Here is a 14,802-nt window from a genome sequence, read left to right on the forward strand (position 1 = left end):
GCAGCCATTTCCCCGGCGCTACGAGCACAAAGAGGTGGCGCATGGCACTGTCCGAAGAGTTTCTGAGCGACGAGATTCACCCCATCGATATCGTCGAGACGCTGGCCGAACACCATGAGTGGGATTTCGACCGTATCGCCGAGGATCAGATCGCCATGGCGGTGGAAGGCCAGTGGCGCACCTATTCGATCACCCTGGCCTGGTCCCCCTACGACGAGACCTTGCGCCTGATCTGCACTTTCGAGATGGAACCGCCCGAGCACGCGCTGCCCGAGCTTTATGCCGGGCTGAACGCGGTCAACGATCAATGCTGGGCGGGATCCTTCAGCTACTGGGCCGAGCCCAAGCTGATGGTCTATCGCTATGGGCTGGTGCTCGCGGGCGGGCAGAGCGCCAGCGCCGAGCAGATCGACACGATGATCTCGGCCGCGGTGCTGTCGTCGGAGCGCTACTACCCGGCGTTCCAGCTCATCGCCTGGGCGGGCAAGCCCGCCTCCGAAGCGATCAAGATCGCCATCGCCGAGGCTTACGGCCGCGCCTGACCACCGGGCGCCCGAAGATTTTTCGGACGAAAAATCTTCGGGCTCTGCCGTGGCGGCGCGGGTTTCGCAGAGCCCGGGATTTCCAGGCCGTTGCCCCTTGGGCAGCGGCCTTGTGCTGCCGGAGAGGCGCGCGCCTGACGGCACAGCTTGAATCCCGGAGCCTGCCACGACAGATTGGCGCCGACGCTAGGAGAGAGACATCATGCAGGATGGTGATATTGCACGCCGGGGCCTCGTGCTTCTGGGATGCGGCAAGATGGGGTCGGCCATGCTCGAGGGCTGGCTGAAACGCGGGCTTCCCGCCACATCGGTCTGGGTGATGGATCCGCACCCCTCGGACTGGCTGCGCGCCCGGGGCGTGCATCTGAACGACGAACTGCCCGAGGATCCCGCCATCGTTCTGGTGGCGGTGAAGCCGCAGATGATGACGGAGGCGCTGCCGTCTCTGGTGCCGCTCGGCAATGGCACGACGCTGTTCCTCTCCGTCGCGGCGGGCATCCGCATCGCGACCTACGAGACGATGCTGGGCGCCGACACGCCGGTCATCCGCGCCATGCCCAACACCCCGGCGGCGGTGGGGCAGGGGATCACCGCCATCGTCGGGAACGCGCGGGCCACGGATATGCAGTTGGCACAGGCCGAAGAGCTGCTCTCCGCCGTGGGCGCTGTGGTGCGGCTGGAGAGCGAGGCGCAGATGGACGCGGTGACCGGGGTCAGCGGATCGGGGCCGGCCTATGTGTTCCACATGATCGAATGCCTCGCCGCGGCAGGAGAGGCGCAGGGGCTGGCACCGGAACTGGCGATGCAACTGGCCAAGGCGACGGTCGCGGGTGCCGGGGCGCTGGCGATGCAGGCCGATGAGGACCCCGCGCAGCTTCGCCGCAACGTGACCTCGCCCAACGGCACCACGCAGGCCGGGCTCGAGGTGCTGATGGACGAGACGGCGGGCCTGCCGCCGCTGATGGCGGCGGCGGTGGCGGCGGCCACCCGCCGGTCGAAGGAGCTTGCCGATGGCTGAGATCACCTATGACGACTTTCTCGCGGTCGATATCCGGGTGGGGCGCGTGATCCGCGCCGAACCTTTCCCCGAGGCGCGCAAGCCGGCGATCAAGCTCTGGATCGACTTCGGCCCCGAGATCGGTCAGAAGAAATCCTCGGCCCAGATCACCGTGCATTACGATCCCGAGAGCCTTGTCGGGCGTCAGGTGATGGCGGTGGTGAATTTCCCGCCGCGTCAGATCGGGCCCTTCATGTCGGAATGTCTGACGCTGGGCTTTTCCGACGAAAGCGGCGCGGTGGTGCTCGCCGGCCCCGACCAGGACGTGCCTTTGGGCGCGCGGCTGCATTGACCCGCATTCTCATCGGCCGCAACCTGCCCGCGCGTGTCGTCGAGGCGGCCCGGGGCCTTTTCGACGTGACCTATCGCGACCGGCCCGAGCCGCTCGACCGGGAGGAGATGCTGGTCGCGCTGCGCGATTACGATGGCGCGCTCGTCACGCTGGGAGATGCTTTCGGGGGCGATGTCTTTGCCGAGGCCGGGGCGCCGCGCGCGCGCATCCTCGCCAATTTCGGCGTCGGCTATAACCATATCGACGTGGCTGCGGCGCGTGCCGCCGGGCTGGTGGTGACCAACACCCCCGGCGCCGTCACCGACGCCACCGCCGACCTCGCCATGACGCTGATGCTGATGACCTGCCGCCGCGCGGGCGAGGGCGAACGGCTGGTGCGCTCGGGCCGCTGGCAGGGCTGGCATCCGGTGCAGATGCTGGGGCTGCATCTGAGCGGCAAGCGTGTGGGCATTCTGGGCATGGGCCGGATCGGCCAGGCCATCGCGCGGCGCTGCCATTTCGGCTTTGGCATGAGCGTCGCCTATGCCAGCCGCACGGAAAAGACACTCGACTTTCCGGCGGAGCGGCTTGCTTCGCCCGAAGCGCTGGCGGCGGCGGCGGATGTGCTGGTGGTCGCGGTGCCCGCGAGTCCCGAGACCTATCATATGGTGGATGCCGGGGTGCTGGCGTCGCTGCGGCCGCATGCGCATCTGGTCAATATCGCGCGGGGCGACATCGTGGACGAGGCGGCGCTGATCGCGGCGCTGCAGTCGCATGCTTTCGCCGGGGCGGGGCTTGATGTCTACGAGCACGAACCGCTGGTGCCGGAGGCGCTGCGGGCGCTCGACAACGTCACGCTGCTGCCGCATCTGGGCACCGCCGCGCTGGAGGTGCGTGAGGATATGGGGCGCATGGCGGTGGAGAACCTGCGGGCGTTCTTTGCCGGTGAGGCGGTGCCGAACCCGGTGTGAGGAGAGGGGCGTGGTGGGCAAATTGCCCACCCTACCGCGCGTTGCCCCAGCGTGGGACAAGGCGAAGCCGCCTCTCACACCGCCTCTCACACATGGCCAAGCGATTTGGTGACGTCTACGCTTTGTTGCGAGCTCCCTCGGATTTGGCCAAGATAAAGCAAAAATAAGGGGTTCGTTGCGTTGCATCGCCATCCCACGGTCCGGCGATGGCACGACGCCCGATGCTTCTCGTCACCGTAGGGTGGGCAATCTGCCCACCACGCCGCAGACGCCTTACGCCTCGCTGTCCATCCAGATCGTGACCGGCCCGTCATTGACTAGCGCGACCTTCATGTCGGCGCCGAACCGGCCCGTGGCCACCGAAACCCCCTCCGCCTGAAGCCGCGCGGCGAAATACTCGTAAAGCTCTTCGCCGATCTCGGGCGGCGCGGCGGTGGAAAAGCCCGGGCGGTTGCCGCTGCGCGTGTCGGCGGCCAGGGTGAATTGGCTGACCACCAATGCTGCGCCGCCCAGATCGCGGACCGAGCGGTTCATGCGCCCCTCTGCATCCTGGAAGATGCGCAGCTTGGCAATCTTCGCCGCCAGTTTCTCTGCCTGCGCCGGGCCGTCTCCGCGCATGGCGCAGATCAGCACCAGAAGACCGGGGCCCACCTCGCCCAGCACCGCGCCCTCGACCGTCACCCGCGCCTCCGAGACGCGCTGGATGAGCGCCCTCACAGTTCGTCCTCCCAAGGCGGATTGGCTCCGGCGCGGCTCACCGTCACCGCCGCCGCCCGGGCGCCAAGCGCGACGCAGGGGCGCAGCGCCTCGAGCCCGGCGGCGCGCAGCGCCTGCCGGTCCAGCAGGTTCTCCCGCCAGAGCCCGGCCAGCAGCCCGGCATTGAAGGTATCGCCGGCGCCCACCGTATCGACCACCTCGGCCTTGTGCGCGGGCACCAGCATCTCGCCCGCCGCGCTGACCGCCAGAATGCCCTCGGCCCCGCGTGTCTCCAGCACCAGCGCCGCCCCTCCGGCGCATAGCGCGGCGGGGGTGGTGCCCAGCCAGGCCATGTCCTCGTCGGAGATCTTGACGATGTCGGCCCGTGCCAGCATCGCCCCAAGCCGCGCGCGATAGCGGGCCTCGTCGGTGATGAAGCCGGGCCGGATATTCGGGTCGATCATCACCAGCCGGTCGCCCGACCGCGCGCAGAGGCTGGCATAGGTATCGGCGGCGGGCTCGGCGACCAGGCTGATGCCGCCGAAGAACAGCGCGGCGATCTCGTCGGACAGGGCAGGGAGGTCGGTTGCGGCCAACATCCGGCCGGCGGTGTTCTCGTCGTAGAAGGCGTATTGCGCCTGCCCGTCGGTGAGCGTGACGAAGGCCAGCGTGGTGGGGCGCGGGGACCTGGGGCAGAGCCTGTCGTCCACCCGGGAGGCGCGGAGCGCCTCCGTCAGCGCGGTGCCGAACAGATCGGTGGAAAGCCCGCCGAAATAGCCCGCGGGCGCGCCCAGGCGCCCCAGCGCGATGGCGGTGTTGAAGACCGCGCCGCCGGGGACGGGGGCAAAGCCCGGCTCGCCGGCGGTGGTGGTCCGGGGCAGCATGTCGATCAGCGACTCGCCACAGCACAGGATCATGGCAACCTCCCTCTGTTAGCGCCGCAACCTGCCCTGACAAATCCGCCGACACAAGGCCCGGATTTGCGCAGGATCATGGCGCGGTCCCTGCCTCTGAGGGATAATCCGCAATGTGAGGAAAGGAGGTGGTTGTCATGGTCGAAACCAACCAAACCGGCCTCTGGCCGCACCTTTACGCGCCGCTTCGGGGGCTGAGTACCAAGCTGTCGGAATGGTTGTCTCCGGCCTCGGATGCGTCTTCGGATGACAGGGTCTACCGGATCTCGGTCGAACTTCCCGGAGTGCCCGAGGATGCGCTTGAGCTGACGGTGGACGACGGCGTTCTCACCGTGACGGGCGAGAAGACCGCGACCCGTGAAGACAAAGGAGAAACGTGGTATTTTACGGAACGGGAGTATGGTGCGTTCCGCCGCTCGTTCCGGCTGCCGGGCGATGCCGATGCCGGCAAGGCCGAGGCGCATATGAAGGACGGCGTGCTTGAGGTGACCGTCCCGCGAAGAGCGCCGGAGGAAGGCCGCGGCAAGAGGATCGCGGTGACGAAGGGATAGGCGCTAAGGCGGTGATCCCCGTCCCGCCTTCCCCGAAGCCTGTGCCTGCGTTATCGCGGAAGGGTGGACAGCAATGTCCACCCTTCATTCATAGGCCCTGATTCTGGGCCATGACATAGCCGACGATGGCGGCGGCGATCAGCCCGAGTGCCACGGCGAAGGCGATCTTCCAGGCCGACCAGGGGCGTTCGCCCTGCACCCGGCCCGTGGTGCCGTTCACCACGAAGCGGTAGGTCTTGCCGCGATATTTATAGGCCGCCATCCAGACCGGCAGCAGGATGTGCTTGAAGGTCACGTTCGACACGGCGGTGTCGATGCGGTGGATGCGCTGGCGGTCGCCGCCGATGTCGAATTTCACGTCGCGTTCGATCTGCCGGTCCATCAGCGCGCGTGCCTGGCCATAGCCCTCGTCGAGATCGACCTGATAGCCTTCTGCCCGGAACCCCGCGAGGAACTCCGGCCGGTAGGGTTCCATCCGCGTCAGATCCCAGGGCTCCAGTGCGTCGGTGAAGCGCTTGGGCAGGGAATGCGAGGCGAGAACCAGCACATCGTCGAAAAACCGCGCCACACGGCCCGAGGCCGGGCGCCAGCGGATCTTGGCCACCTGGACGGTCTGCATCTTGCCGTCGCGCATGACCTGCCGCGTCTCGTAATAGACCGTGCCCCGCTCGCCCCGGTAGTCCGAGGCAGTGTTGGCGTCGAAGGTCCAGTAGGGCACGTAGATGCCCTGCATCTTCCGCCCCTTGCGGGCATAGTTCTGAAGCCCGTTCGGGGCGAACCAGAGCCGGCCCAGCCAGTCGGTCATGGCGCTGCGGGCGGCCTCCTCGTCAAGCTGGAACGGCAGAAGGCCGCGCGGCTTGATCTGCCGGTGGGTGCCGGTGTCGGTCACCACCGGGGTGGCGCAGAACGGGCATTCGGTGGCGTGGGTGTCGGGGTCGAACTCGACCTCGGCGCCGCAATTGGGGCATTGGGTGACGCGCAGCTCTTCCATTTCCTGCAAGGGCAGGAGGTTGTCGATGGCGGTGCGGAAATCCAGCTCGCGGATGCTGCCCTTCCATGGGCCGGTGTCGCCGATCTCTTTCACATCGCCGCAATGGTCACAGACCAGTTGGCCCTTGGCGGGATCGTAGCGGTAATCGGCGCCGCATTGTTCGCAGGGAAAGCGGTGTTCCTCGATCATGATTGCACCCTTGGTTCCGGCAGCGCGACCCTAGGGCGGATGCAAGGGGGATGGAACCCGGTTTTCCTTTGCCGCGCCCCTGTCTAGGGTGGCGCCACCGCGGCCCGGCCCGCGGCGGTTCGATATGCAAGACGAGGCGGATGTGAAACAGCGGCTAGGAGCGGCGATTCTGGCAACGGGGCTGGCGGCTTGCGCGGTTCCGGCTTTGGCCGAGACCGTGAGCTACCGGTTCGACTGGCAGGGCTCGGGGGGGTATTCCATGCGCGGCGCGCTGGGGTTCGATGCGGAGCTTCTGGCGCGCGAGGAAATCCGGGCCGCCGATCTGAGCTGTTTTGTGATCGAGGGGTTTCACGACGGAGCGCCGGTCGGGCGATGGGCGCTGTCGATGCTGAACGAAGAGACAAGCTGGGTGCTGACCTTTTTGCCGCGTTCGTCGGAATTCGCTGTCTTCGGTCCCGGCCGTCTGATGCCGCAGGCCTGGAACATGGACGGGGCGGGCACCGACTGCGGCCCCGGCGGTTTCGGCTTCAACATCGGCAATGCGGCGCAGGATCTCTGCCTCAACGGCCGCCTGGTGGTCGAGTCGCAGGTGGCGCCCGCGCGCCCCTTTCCCGCGCGGCGGGAGCAGGGCATTTCGTTTCCGGCCGATGCCTGTCTGGGGCCGATGCTTATGAGCGCGCTGCCCGCGCGAGCCGTTCCCGTGTCTTTCCAAACCGAAAAGGACCCTCCCCATGGCCAAGACTGAGGCTGTCGCCACCCCATTGCTTTCCGATGAGCAGACCCGCACGACCCGGTTCGATTTCGCCCCCGGTGCGGAAACCGGCTGGCATGTGCACGATCATGATTACGTGATCGTCGCGGTCACCGACCTGACCATGCGGCTGGAACTGCCGGGCGGCGAGACCCGCGAGGTGTTCACCCCGGCAGGCCAGGCCTATCGCCGCGACAAGGGCACCGAACATAATGTCATCAACGCGGGCGACGCGCCGATGAGCTTTGTCGAGGTGGAAATCCTCTGAGGATGCGAAGGGCGGCTTGCCCGCCCTCGCCGCTCACGCGCCGGGGGGCGGCGGCGGCATGACGGTGAAGAGCTGTGCCAGCTCGGTCACGTCCTCGGCCTTTTGCCAGCCGTCCTGACCTTGCGTCCAGACATAGGTTTCGCGGGTCAGCCCGCCTTCGGTCACCATGCGGCCCAGCCGCGCCTTGGAGAAGGGGCCGCTGGTCTGGCCGTTCTCGGCGATGTGCCAGACATGTTCGACCGGCGGCGGGGGAGGCGGCGGCGGGGCCGAAGCGGCGGGCGCGGGCTGCGCCGCCGCCGGGCGCGCGCCCCAGGGTCCGGCCTGCATCCCGGTCATCTGCGCGCCCATCGCCATGCCGAGCCCGGCGCCGAAACCGGTGCCCATGGCCTGACCGGCGGCGGAGCCCTCGGCCCCCAGCGCTTCGGCAGCCTGGAACTTGGTATAGGCGTCAAGATTGCCGACCACGCCCATCGAGGTGCGCCGGTCCAGCGCCTTTTCCACGGCTTCCGGCAGCGAGATATTCTCGATGTAAAGCTCCGGCAGGCTCAGCCCGTATTCCGCGATGGTGGCCGAAATCCCCTCGGCGAGCATCCGGCCCAGATCGGCGGTGTTCGCAGCCATGTCGAGTACCGGAATGCCCGAGCCGGCGATGAGCCGCGAGAATTCCTGCACGATGATATTGCGGATCTGGAAGCTGATCTCGTCGGAGGTGAACTCGCCATCGGTGCCGACGATCTCGCTCAGGAATTTCGCCGGGTCGCTCACCCGGACCGAATAGGTGCCGAAGGCGCGCAGACGCACCGGGCCGAATTCCGGGTCGCGGCAGATGATCGGGTTCTTGGTGCCCCATTTCAGCCCGTTGAACCGCGTCGTGTTGACGAAATAGATCTCGGATTTGAAGGGCGAGCGGAAGCCGTGATGCCAGTGCTGGAGCGAGGTCATGATCGGCATGTTGTTGGTCTCGAGCATGTAGAGACCGGGGCTGAACACATCCGCGAGCTGCCCCTCATGCACGAACACCGCCGCCTGGCCCTCGCGCACGGTCAGCTTGGCGCCGTATTTGATCTCGTGCCCCTCGCGCTCGAAGCGCCAGACCATCGTGTCGCGGGTGTCGTCCACCCAGTGGATCACGTCGATGAACTGGCCCGAGAGGAAATCCAGAATGCCCATTGGTTGCTCCTTTGAAAGTCAGCTCGGCCCTGTGCCACCGGCAAGCTGCGCAGCCAGATCCCGCACGATGGGACGCACGGTGTCGGCGTCCATGCCCGGCTTCAGCCTGGGATCGTAGAGGATTTTCAGCAGCATCTCGTCATGCGTGGTCAGCAGGGCGAACTCGTCGTCGTCGTTGAAGATCGAGGGGCGTGCCTGGGGCGAGTCGTTGCCCAGCCCCAGCCCCTGCGCCACTTCCTCGTGGATGCAGGAGCGGCGCAGCAGATCGGGATGTTCGGACCGGATCACCGCGATGGCCTCGCCGTAGGAATAGCCGCCGGGCTGCTCGGAAAAGGCGATGACCAGGCAGTGGATCGAGCGCGGCAGGTTCTGGAACACCTCCAGCGCGGCGGGGTTCACATCGGGCACGAGCTGGCGGATGCGCGGGGCGATGCTGGCCTTGTCGTCCTCGGACATGAACAGCACATGGAAGTTCGCCGCGCCGGTGGTCATGGTGATCGGATGCCCGGTCACCCGCGCCAGCCGGCTGACATACTGGATCAGCATGTTGCGGTCCTGCACCTGCTGATCCGCCGGTACGAGATCGCCGAATTCCACCGAAACGCGGACCGGTTTGACCCATTTCTTCACCCGCCCGAGCTCGCCGCGCGAGGGGCGCAGCCCGGCGCCGCGCTCGTATTCCTCGGCCAGCGCGATGCGTTCGAAGTTCCGCGCCAACATCGTGTCGGTGAAGGGCGTGTCCGGGCCGCCGCCATCGGTGCGCAGCAGGCCCTGCGCCAGAAGGTCGGCCTGGACGCGGGCGTAATAGACCTCGAGATCGTGGCTGGCGAGCGACTGCCCCGCAGGTTTGCGGGGCGACGGGGCCACCGGTTGCAGCCCCGTCGGACGCGCATGCGGCGGCACGTCGGTCTTGCGGGGGGCAAGCGGCGAGGTCTCGCAGGCCGAGAGACCCGCAAGCAGACTGACCGCAAGTGCGATACGGCGCACGCCCCCGCGCATGGCTCAGGCGCCTTTCGGCACCGAGGTGCCGGCGGTGTCGCCGACACCGTCGCGGCGCGCCTTGGCCGAGGCCAGCGTGTCGCGCAGGTCGTGCTCCATCTTCTTGAGCTCCTCTTCGGCCTTGGCGCGGCGGGCCTTGCCCTCGTCGGCGATTTGCAGCGATTCCTGGATCGTGGCGATCAGGTCGGAGTTGGCCTGCTTCACCGCCTCGATGTCGAAGACGCCGCGCTCCATCTCCTCGCGGATCATCTTGTTGCTGTCGCGCAGGTTCTTGGCGTTGGCGGTCAGCAGCTCGTTGGTGAGGTCATTGGCGTCGCGCACCGCGGCGGCGGCCTCGGCCGAGCGCTGGATGGTGACCGCCTGCGCAAGCTGGGTTTCCCAGAGCGGCACGGTGTTGACCAGCGTCGAGTTGATCTTGGTGACCAGCGACTTGTCGTTCTCCTGCACCAGACGGATCGAAGGCAGCGACTGCATGGTGACCTGACGGGTCAGCTTGAGGTCGTGCACCCGGCGTTCGAGATCGTCGCGGGCGGCGCGCAGGTCGCGCAGCTCCTGCGCCTTCATCACCTGATCCTTCTCGGGCGCGGCCTGCACTTCGGCTTCCTTGGCGGGAATGACCGTGCCGTCGAGCTCTTTCAGCTTTTCCTCGCCCGCGGCGATATAGAGCGCCAGCTCGTCGTAGAATTGCAGCGTCTTGTCATAGAGCAGATCGAGCGACTTGATGTCCTTCAGCAGCGTGTGCTCGTGCTTGAGCAGGCTATCGGTGATCTTGTCGATCTGGCCCTGCACCTGCTCGTAGCGGGCGGTGAACTTGGCGAAGGGCGCGGCCTTGCCCAGCAGCTTCTCCCACCAGCTCCGCTTGCGGCGCACGTCCAGTTCCGAGACCGAGAAGCCGCGAATCGTGGTGACGATGTTGCGCAGGCTGTCGCCGGCCGGGCCCACATCCTTGTTGCGGACACCGTCGAGCATGGCCTGGCTGATCTCCTGAAGCTCGGCTTGCGCGGCAGAGCCGAAGGAGACGATGGAATTGGTGTCGGCCATGTCGATCTCGGACATGCGCGACCGGATCTCTTCGCCCACTTCCGGGGTGGCATCGGCCAGCGGTACGACCGCCGCCGCCTCGACGGGCTCGGGCAGGACCACCGCGTTCACCTCGTCAACCATCGCCAGCGCCTTTTCGGCTTCGGCTCTCACATTCTCAGACATCGGATGTCCCCCAGACTTTTCATTTACACGCTTCGGCTCAACTCAGCCGCACGCCTTCGCGTTGCAGCCGGTCCCGAAGAACTTCGATTTCGACCGTCAGGTCGGCATTGTTATCCAGCAGGAGTTTTTCATTCTTTTGACCGAAGCTCTCTTCCAGGTCGGTCAGCAGCATCATGAAATCGCTTTTTGCGCCGCGATCCTGCGTGCGGCTGTAGATGTCGGCGAATTTCACCGCCGCATCGCGGGCGCCCATCAGATAGACGCCCAGGTATTTGCGTGCCGCGGTCAGGTCGCGCGGGTCTTCCTCGACCGTCCGGATCAGCTGCGAGACCTTCTGGTGAAAGCGCTCGACCCGCGCCTCGACCTGGCGGTCGGAGGCGCGTTTCACCGCATCGTCCATGGCCGTGAGATAGGCTTCGGCCTCGTCCACCACCTTGGCGACGCGGTCCTGCTGGAAGGTGTCGATGCCTTCCATGCCCTTGCTTTTCAGCGGGTCGATGCCGAAGGCGCCCAGATGCAGCACCATGGCGGACAGCCCGTAAAGCGCCGGGGCGATGACGCCCGGCTCGGCCTTGAAGGCGGCGATGGCGATGCCGACCCCGGCGAGGCCGGCGGCAAAGATCTTGCGCGGGATCGAGGGGCGCCGCGCCACGCGACGTTCGTCGAAGGCGGCCTGCGCCCGCAGCCCGTCACGCAGCAGCCAGGCCCCGAGCAGCAGCACACCGGCGCCCGCGAGCCCCAGCGTCAGCCCGGCGGCGCCATCGTTGAGCGAGGTCGCCGCCAGCACGATCGGGGGCACGAACAGCACGTTCGAGCGCGCGCCCACAGGATCCACCTTGGCGCCACGGTAATGGCTGGGGCGGATCGGTTCGTCATCGGCCGATTCGGAGGCTTCGGGGCTGTATTTCCCGCCGTAGCGCTGCGCCATGTCAGAGGCCCCCCAGCCAGCCCGAGGTGACCCCGAACAGGAGCACGATCAGAAGAACATAGGCTACCTTCTGCAAGGCCGTCCCAGACATGCCGCCTCCCGGATTTTCGCGGTTCGCGGAAAACTTAGGGGGAAAGCGGGCAACTTGCTAGGGGGAAAGGCCCGGGCTTTCGGTCAGGCGGCGCGGTCTTGCCGCATGCGGATCCAAAGCAGGTCCGCTTCAAGCTCGAATGCATCGCGACCGGTCTTTGCGCCGGTTTTCCGGGCATTCTCTTCAAAGGCTTCGCCCAGCGTGGTGATATGCGCCACATAGCGGCGGCGCGCCTGCTGCCGGTCGCCAGAGTCCCAGGCGGCCAGCAGGCTGGCATTCTCGCGGCGCATGAGGTCGATGAACTTCACCACCGGCTTGCGCAGGCGCTTCATGTCGCAGGGCTGTTCGCAAAGCGCGCGGATCAGCCCCATGACGCTGGATTTCAGCGCCTCGACCTGGCGGCAGAGCTCGGCATCGCCCAGATCGGAGATCTCCTGAACCATGTCGTCGAGCGTGCTGTCGATCCGCGCCAGCACCGCTTCGGGGGCGGCGTGGCCGTCGGTCTTTTGCGGCGCCGCAATGTCCAGGGGCTGCCCCTTGTCCTTCATCGGGTCGAGCCCGAAGGCCATGACGGTCAGCGCCGAGGCGATCAGGCCGAAACCCAGCGGCAGCAGCAGCGACACGAAATGATGCCCGGCAAGCAGCAGCACCATCAGCCCGATCAGCGCAGCGCCGGTCGCCTTGCGCGGAAAGCGCGGGGCGCGGGCGGTCTCGGCCGCGTCATAGGCGTTCTGCAATTGCTGGCCGCGATGGATGAGCCGCAGCGCCGCGAGGAACAGCGCCAGTTGCAGTACCCCAGCGAAGGCCGAGGTCGGGCTGCCCTGAAACAGCAGCAGGATCATCGGGAAGGCCGCCAGGAACAGCACGCTCAGGCCCGAATCGAGCGGGCCCATGCCGTCGTCCTGTGTCTGTCCATGCAATGTCTTGGCCATGGCGGAGGCTCCGTTCACGAGGGGATCAGAGATAGCTCAGAGCAAAGATCAGCAGCCAGAGCGCCACAAAGGCGATCTTGGCGCCCGGGTTGCCGCTGCGCCGCATCCGCGTCGCGGCATGCGACAGCGCTTCGAACGTGTCATGCGCCACCATGCGCAGGTTCCCCAGAACCAGCAGCGTGGTGGCAGTCAGGATTGCGAAGGCGAGGATCGTTGTCATCATGGCCAAAGACTGCCCCCGAATCCGGGCGAAAAAGGGGCGTGTCTCGGGAAAAACCGGGCTAATTTTCGCCTAAGTTAACCGATGCTTAGCGGTGCCGGGTCCTCAGCCTTTTTGCGGCCCGCCGCGCGGTTTCCGGCGGCGTGTCGGCTGCGGGCGGTCGGGTTTGGCGCCCTCGAGACCGAGCTGGTCGCGCAGCACCCGGCCGCGGATCTCCTGGACCTCTCCGGGCTTTAGCTGCCCGAGCTGGAAGGGGCCGTAAGAGACGCGGATCAGCCGGTTCACGGTCAGCCCGATGTCGGTCATCGCGCGGCGGATCTCGCGGTTCTTGCCTTCGCGCAGCCCGATGGTCAGCCAGGCATTCGCGCCCTGCTGCCGGTCGATCGCCACCTGCATCGGCTGGAATGCCTGGCCATCGACGACGATCCCGTTGCGCAGCGGCGCCAGCATGTCGTCGGTGGGCCGGCCGTTCACCCGCACGCGGTACCTGCGCAGCCAGCCGGTCGAGGGCAGTTCGAGCCGCCGCTTGATCCCGCCGTCATTGGTCAGCAGCAGCAGCCCTTCGGAATTGAGGTCGAGCCGGCCGACGCTCATCACTCGCGGCAGATCGTCGGGCAGATCGTCATAGATCGTCGGGCGGCCCTGCTCGTCCCGGGTGGTGGTCACCAGCCCGGTGGGCTTGTGATAAAGCCAGAGGCGGGGCGCCTGCGGTGCCTCCAAGGGCTTGCCATCAATGGTGATTTTGTCCTGCGCGGTGACGTTCAGCGCGGCGCGGGTGATGGTTTCGCCATTCACCGTCACACGGCCCATCTCGATCATGCGCTCCGCCTCGCGACGGCTGGCCACGCCGGCGCGTGCCAGCACCTTGGCGATGCGGTCGCCGGGCGGGGTCTGGGGGTCTTTGCTGGGGCGGGCAGGAGGCTTTGTCATGCGTCCCCGCTTACTGCAAAGCCGCGCCCGGGGGAAGCCGCCTCGCCAAAGCGCCGCCGCTCGGCTATCACCGCGCCATGAGCTTTCGCAGTCATATGGAGCAGGCGCTGTCCGAGGCCCGCGCCGCCGCCGCGCGCGGCGAGGTGCCGGTGGGCGCGGTGGTCGTTTCGCCGGCGGGAACGGTTGTGGCCGCCGCCGGGAACCGGACGCGCGAACTGAACGATCCCACGGCGCATGCCGAGGTTCTGGCGCTGCGGGCGGCCTGCGCCGCCGCCGGGTCGGAACGGCTTCCGGGGCATGATCTCTACGTCACGCTCGAGCCCTGCCCGATGTGCGCGGCGGCGATTTCCTTTGCCCGGATCGGGCGGCTTTACTACGGCGCGGGCGATCCGAAATCCGGCGGCGTGGCGCATGGCGCGCGGGTGTTTTCGCATCCACAATGCCACCATACGCCCGAGATTTATGACGGGATTGCGGCAAAAGAGGCCGAAACGCTGCTCCGGAGCTTCTTTGCCGAGAGGCGGGACAGGGGATGCTGATTCTCTTTAACAAACCCTTTGGGGTGCTCTCGCAATTCACCGACAAGGGCACCGAAGGCAGTCCGCGCGCGACGCTGTCGGCCTATATCGACATGCCGCGGGTCTATCCGGCGGGGCGGCTCGACCGCGACAGCGAGGGGCTGCTGCTGCTCACCGACGACGGGCGGTTGCAGGCGCGCATCGCGCATCCGAAATTCAAGAAGCCCAAGACCTATCTGGTGCAGGTCGAGGGGGATCCGACGGATGCGCAGCTTGCGCAGCTGCGCTCTGGGGTGACGCTCAAGGACGGGCCGACCCGCCCGGCGCAGGTCCGGCGTATCCCACCACCGCTGCTCTGGCCGCGCATCCCGCCGGTGCGGTTCCGCAAGACCGTGCCCGACGCCTGGCTGGAGATGACCATCACCGAGGGCCGCAACCGGCAGGTGCGCCGCATGGTGGCGCATGTGGGGCTGCCCTGCCTGCGGCTGGTGCGCTGGTCGGTGGGGGACTGGACGGTGCAGGGGCTCGCGCCCGGGGAATGGCGCGCGCTCTGAGCAGGCCGCGCCGGCGACAGATCTGGTCATTTGCGCCGAAGGGCGCCATAGCT

19 protein-coding genes are annotated in these 14,802 nt (G+C 67.1%); 9 read left to right on the forward strand and 10 right to left on the reverse strand.

Annotated features, from left to right (window positions below):
• Positions 1-41 precede the first annotated feature (41 nt).
• The 4 genes from M4578_RS09100 to M4578_RS09115 all read left to right on the forward strand — a co-directional run bounded on the left by M4578_RS09100 (position 42) and on the right by M4578_RS09115 (position 2,841).
• Positions 42-542 (forward strand): type III secretion system chaperone family protein, encoded by a 501-nt coding sequence (locus M4578_RS09100; RefSeq protein WP_258093132.1) that lies wholly within the window; start codon positions 42-44, stop codon positions 540-542.
• A gap of 202 nt (positions 543-744) precedes the next feature.
• The gene (proC, locus tag M4578_RS09105) at positions 745-1,560 is read left to right on the forward strand and encodes a pyrroline-5-carboxylate reductase (RefSeq protein ID WP_258093133.1); all 816 of its coding nucleotides are present in this window, start codon (positions 745-747) and stop codon (positions 1,558-1,560) included.
• Entirely contained in the window at positions 1,553-1,891 is a 339-nt protein-coding gene (locus M4578_RS09110; RefSeq protein ID WP_258093134.1) for a tRNA-binding protein, read from the forward strand. The genes proC and M4578_RS09110 overlap by 8 nt, the downstream gene beginning before the upstream one ends.
• Positions 1,888-2,841, forward strand: coding sequence for a 2-hydroxyacid dehydrogenase (locus M4578_RS09115; RefSeq protein WP_258093135.1), 954 nt, complete (start codon positions 1,888-1,890; stop codon positions 2,839-2,841). The genes M4578_RS09110 and M4578_RS09115 overlap by 4 nt, the downstream gene beginning before the upstream one ends.
• A 273-nt stretch (positions 2,842-3,114) precedes the next feature.
• Here M4578_RS09115 and dtd read toward each other — a convergent pair whose 3' ends face one another.
• Together dtd and M4578_RS09125 are read right to left on the reverse strand one after the other, a co-directional pair.
• A complete protein-coding gene (gene dtd, locus M4578_RS09120) occupies positions 3,115-3,558 on the reverse strand; it encodes a D-aminoacyl-tRNA deacylase (RefSeq protein ID WP_258093136.1) in 444 nt (147 codons plus the stop codon).
• Positions 3,555-4,454: a carbohydrate kinase family protein gene (locus M4578_RS09125; RefSeq protein WP_258093137.1), complete on the reverse strand. Its 900-nt coding sequence runs from the start codon at positions 4,452-4,454 to the stop codon at positions 3,555-3,557. The genes dtd and M4578_RS09125 overlap by 4 nt, the downstream gene beginning before the upstream one ends.
• Positions 4,455-4,588: 134 nt before the next feature.
• Between M4578_RS09125 and M4578_RS09130 the strand changes: the two genes are divergently transcribed.
• On the forward strand, positions 4,589-5,002 hold the full coding sequence (locus M4578_RS09130; RefSeq protein WP_258093138.1) for an Hsp20/alpha crystallin family protein: 414 nt from the start codon (positions 4,589-4,591) through the stop codon (positions 5,000-5,002).
• An 88-nt stretch (positions 5,003-5,090) separates the two neighbouring features.
• Here M4578_RS09130 and M4578_RS09135 read toward each other — a convergent pair whose 3' ends face one another.
• Positions 5,091-6,182: a TFIIB-type zinc finger domain-containing protein gene (locus M4578_RS09135; RefSeq protein WP_258093139.1), complete on the reverse strand. Its 1,092-nt coding sequence runs from the start codon at positions 6,180-6,182 to the stop codon at positions 5,091-5,093.
• Between the two features lie 124 nt (positions 6,183-6,306).
• On the opposite strand from M4578_RS09135, the gene M4578_RS09140 reads away from it, so the two are divergent.
• Entirely contained in the window at positions 6,307-6,927 is a 621-nt protein-coding gene (locus M4578_RS09140) for a hypothetical protein (protein WP_258093140.1), read from the forward strand.
• Positions 6,914-7,201, forward strand: a complete 288-nt coding sequence (locus tag M4578_RS09145) for a cupin domain-containing protein (RefSeq protein ID WP_258093141.1) — start codon at positions 6,914-6,916, stop codon at positions 7,199-7,201. Before M4578_RS09140 ends, M4578_RS09145 begins: the two co-directional genes overlap by 14 nt.
• Positions 7,202-7,234: 33 nt before the next feature.
• Here M4578_RS09145 and M4578_RS09150 read toward each other — a convergent pair whose 3' ends face one another.
• The 7 genes from M4578_RS09150 to M4578_RS09180 form a co-directional block, all read right to left on the reverse strand.
• Positions 7,235-8,371, reverse strand: coding sequence for an SPFH domain-containing protein (locus tag M4578_RS09150; protein ID WP_258093142.1), 1,137 nt, complete (start codon positions 8,369-8,371; stop codon positions 7,235-7,237).
• 18 nt (positions 8,372-8,389) lie between these two features.
• On the reverse strand, positions 8,390-9,370 hold the full coding sequence (locus M4578_RS09155; RefSeq protein ID WP_258093143.1) for a DUF2927 domain-containing protein: 981 nt from the start codon (positions 9,368-9,370) through the stop codon (positions 8,390-8,392).
• Between the two features lie 3 nt (positions 9,371-9,373).
• Positions 9,374-10,576 (reverse strand): toxic anion resistance protein, encoded by a 1,203-nt coding sequence (locus M4578_RS09160; protein WP_258093144.1) that lies wholly within the window; start codon positions 10,574-10,576, stop codon positions 9,374-9,376.
• 37 nt (positions 10,577-10,613) lie between these two features.
• Positions 10,614-11,504, reverse strand: coding sequence for a 5-bromo-4-chloroindolyl phosphate hydrolysis family protein (locus M4578_RS09165; protein ID WP_258093145.1), 891 nt, complete (start codon positions 11,502-11,504; stop codon positions 10,614-10,616).
• 174 nt (positions 11,505-11,678) lie between these two features.
• A complete protein-coding gene (locus tag M4578_RS09170) occupies positions 11,679-12,527 on the reverse strand; it encodes a hypothetical protein (protein ID WP_258093146.1) in 849 nt (282 codons plus the stop codon).
• A 25-nt stretch (positions 12,528-12,552) separates the two neighbouring features.
• Complete coding sequence (locus tag M4578_RS09175) at positions 12,553-12,750, reverse strand: hypothetical protein (RefSeq protein ID WP_258093291.1); 198 nt, start codon at positions 12,748-12,750, stop codon at positions 12,553-12,555.
• Positions 12,751-12,852: 102 nt separating this feature from the next.
• Positions 12,853-13,677, reverse strand: coding sequence for a pseudouridine synthase (locus M4578_RS09180; RefSeq protein WP_258093147.1), 825 nt, complete (start codon positions 13,675-13,677; stop codon positions 12,853-12,855).
• 77 nt (positions 13,678-13,754) lie between these two features.
• Between M4578_RS09180 and M4578_RS09185 the strand changes: the two genes are divergently transcribed.
• Positions 13,755-14,216 carry a nucleoside deaminase gene (locus tag M4578_RS09185; protein ID WP_258093148.1) on the forward strand — a complete coding sequence of 154 codons (462 nt, stop codon included), beginning with the start codon at positions 13,755-13,757 and terminating at the stop codon, positions 14,214-14,216.
• On the forward strand, positions 14,210-14,749 hold the full coding sequence (locus tag M4578_RS09190) for a pseudouridine synthase (protein ID WP_258093149.1): 540 nt from the start codon (positions 14,210-14,212) through the stop codon (positions 14,747-14,749). The genes M4578_RS09185 and M4578_RS09190 overlap by 7 nt, the downstream gene beginning before the upstream one ends.
• Positions 14,750-14,802 lie beyond the last annotated feature (53 nt).

This window comes from Salipiger pentaromativorans, from assembly GCF_024721115.1.
GTDB lineage: Bacteria > Pseudomonadota > Alphaproteobacteria > Rhodobacterales > Rhodobacteraceae > Salipiger > Salipiger pentaromativorans.

Excerpts from the sequence above, each read along its gene's own strand:
- M4578_RS09100 (WP_258093132.1), top strand. The coding sequence starts at position 42 with ATGGCACTGTCCGAAGAGTTTCTGAGCGACGAGATTCACCCCATCGAT.
- proC (WP_258093133.1), top strand. The coding sequence starts at position 745 with ATGCAGGATGGTGATATTGCACGCCGGGGCCTCGTGCTTCTGGGATGC.
- M4578_RS09110 (WP_258093134.1), top strand. The coding sequence starts at position 1,553 with ATGGCTGAGATCACCTATGACGACTTTCTCGCGGTCGATATCCGGGTG.
- M4578_RS09125 (WP_258093137.1), bottom strand. The coding sequence starts at position 4,454 with ATGATCCTGTGCTGTGGCGAGTCGCTGATCGACATGCTGCCCCGGACC.
- M4578_RS09130 (WP_258093138.1), top strand. The coding sequence starts at position 4,589 with ATGGTCGAAACCAACCAAACCGGCCTCTGGCCGCACCTTTACGCGCCG.
- M4578_RS09135 (WP_258093139.1), bottom strand. The coding sequence starts at position 6,182 with ATGATCGAGGAACACCGCTTTCCCTGCGAACAATGCGGCGCCGATTAC.
- M4578_RS09140 (WP_258093140.1), top strand. The coding sequence starts at position 6,307 with ATGCAAGACGAGGCGGATGTGAAACAGCGGCTAGGAGCGGCGATTCTG.
- M4578_RS09145 (WP_258093141.1), top strand. The coding sequence starts at position 6,914 with ATGGCCAAGACTGAGGCTGTCGCCACCCCATTGCTTTCCGATGAGCAG.
- M4578_RS09150 (WP_258093142.1), bottom strand. The coding sequence starts at position 8,371 with ATGGGCATTCTGGATTTCCTCTCGGGCCAGTTCATCGACGTGATCCAC.
- M4578_RS09155 (WP_258093143.1), bottom strand. The coding sequence starts at position 9,370 with ATGCGCGGGGGCGTGCGCCGTATCGCACTTGCGGTCAGTCTGCTTGCG.
- M4578_RS09160 (WP_258093144.1), bottom strand. The coding sequence starts at position 10,576 with ATGTCTGAGAATGTGAGAGCCGAAGCCGAAAAGGCGCTGGCGATGGTT.
- M4578_RS09165 (WP_258093145.1), bottom strand. The coding sequence starts at position 11,504 with ATGGCGCAGCGCTACGGCGGGAAATACAGCCCCGAAGCCTCCGAATCG.
- M4578_RS09170 (WP_258093146.1), bottom strand. The coding sequence starts at position 12,527 with ATGGCCAAGACATTGCATGGACAGACACAGGACGACGGCATGGGCCCG.
- M4578_RS09175 (WP_258093291.1), bottom strand. The coding sequence starts at position 12,750 with ATGATGACAACGATCCTCGCCTTCGCAATCCTGACTGCCACCACGCTG.
- M4578_RS09180 (WP_258093147.1), bottom strand. The coding sequence starts at position 13,677 with ATGACAAAGCCTCCTGCCCGCCCCAGCAAAGACCCCCAGACCCCGCCC.
- M4578_RS09185 (WP_258093148.1), top strand. The coding sequence starts at position 13,755 with ATGAGCTTTCGCAGTCATATGGAGCAGGCGCTGTCCGAGGCCCGCGCC.
- M4578_RS09190 (WP_258093149.1), top strand. The coding sequence starts at position 14,210 with ATGCTGATTCTCTTTAACAAACCCTTTGGGGTGCTCTCGCAATTCACC.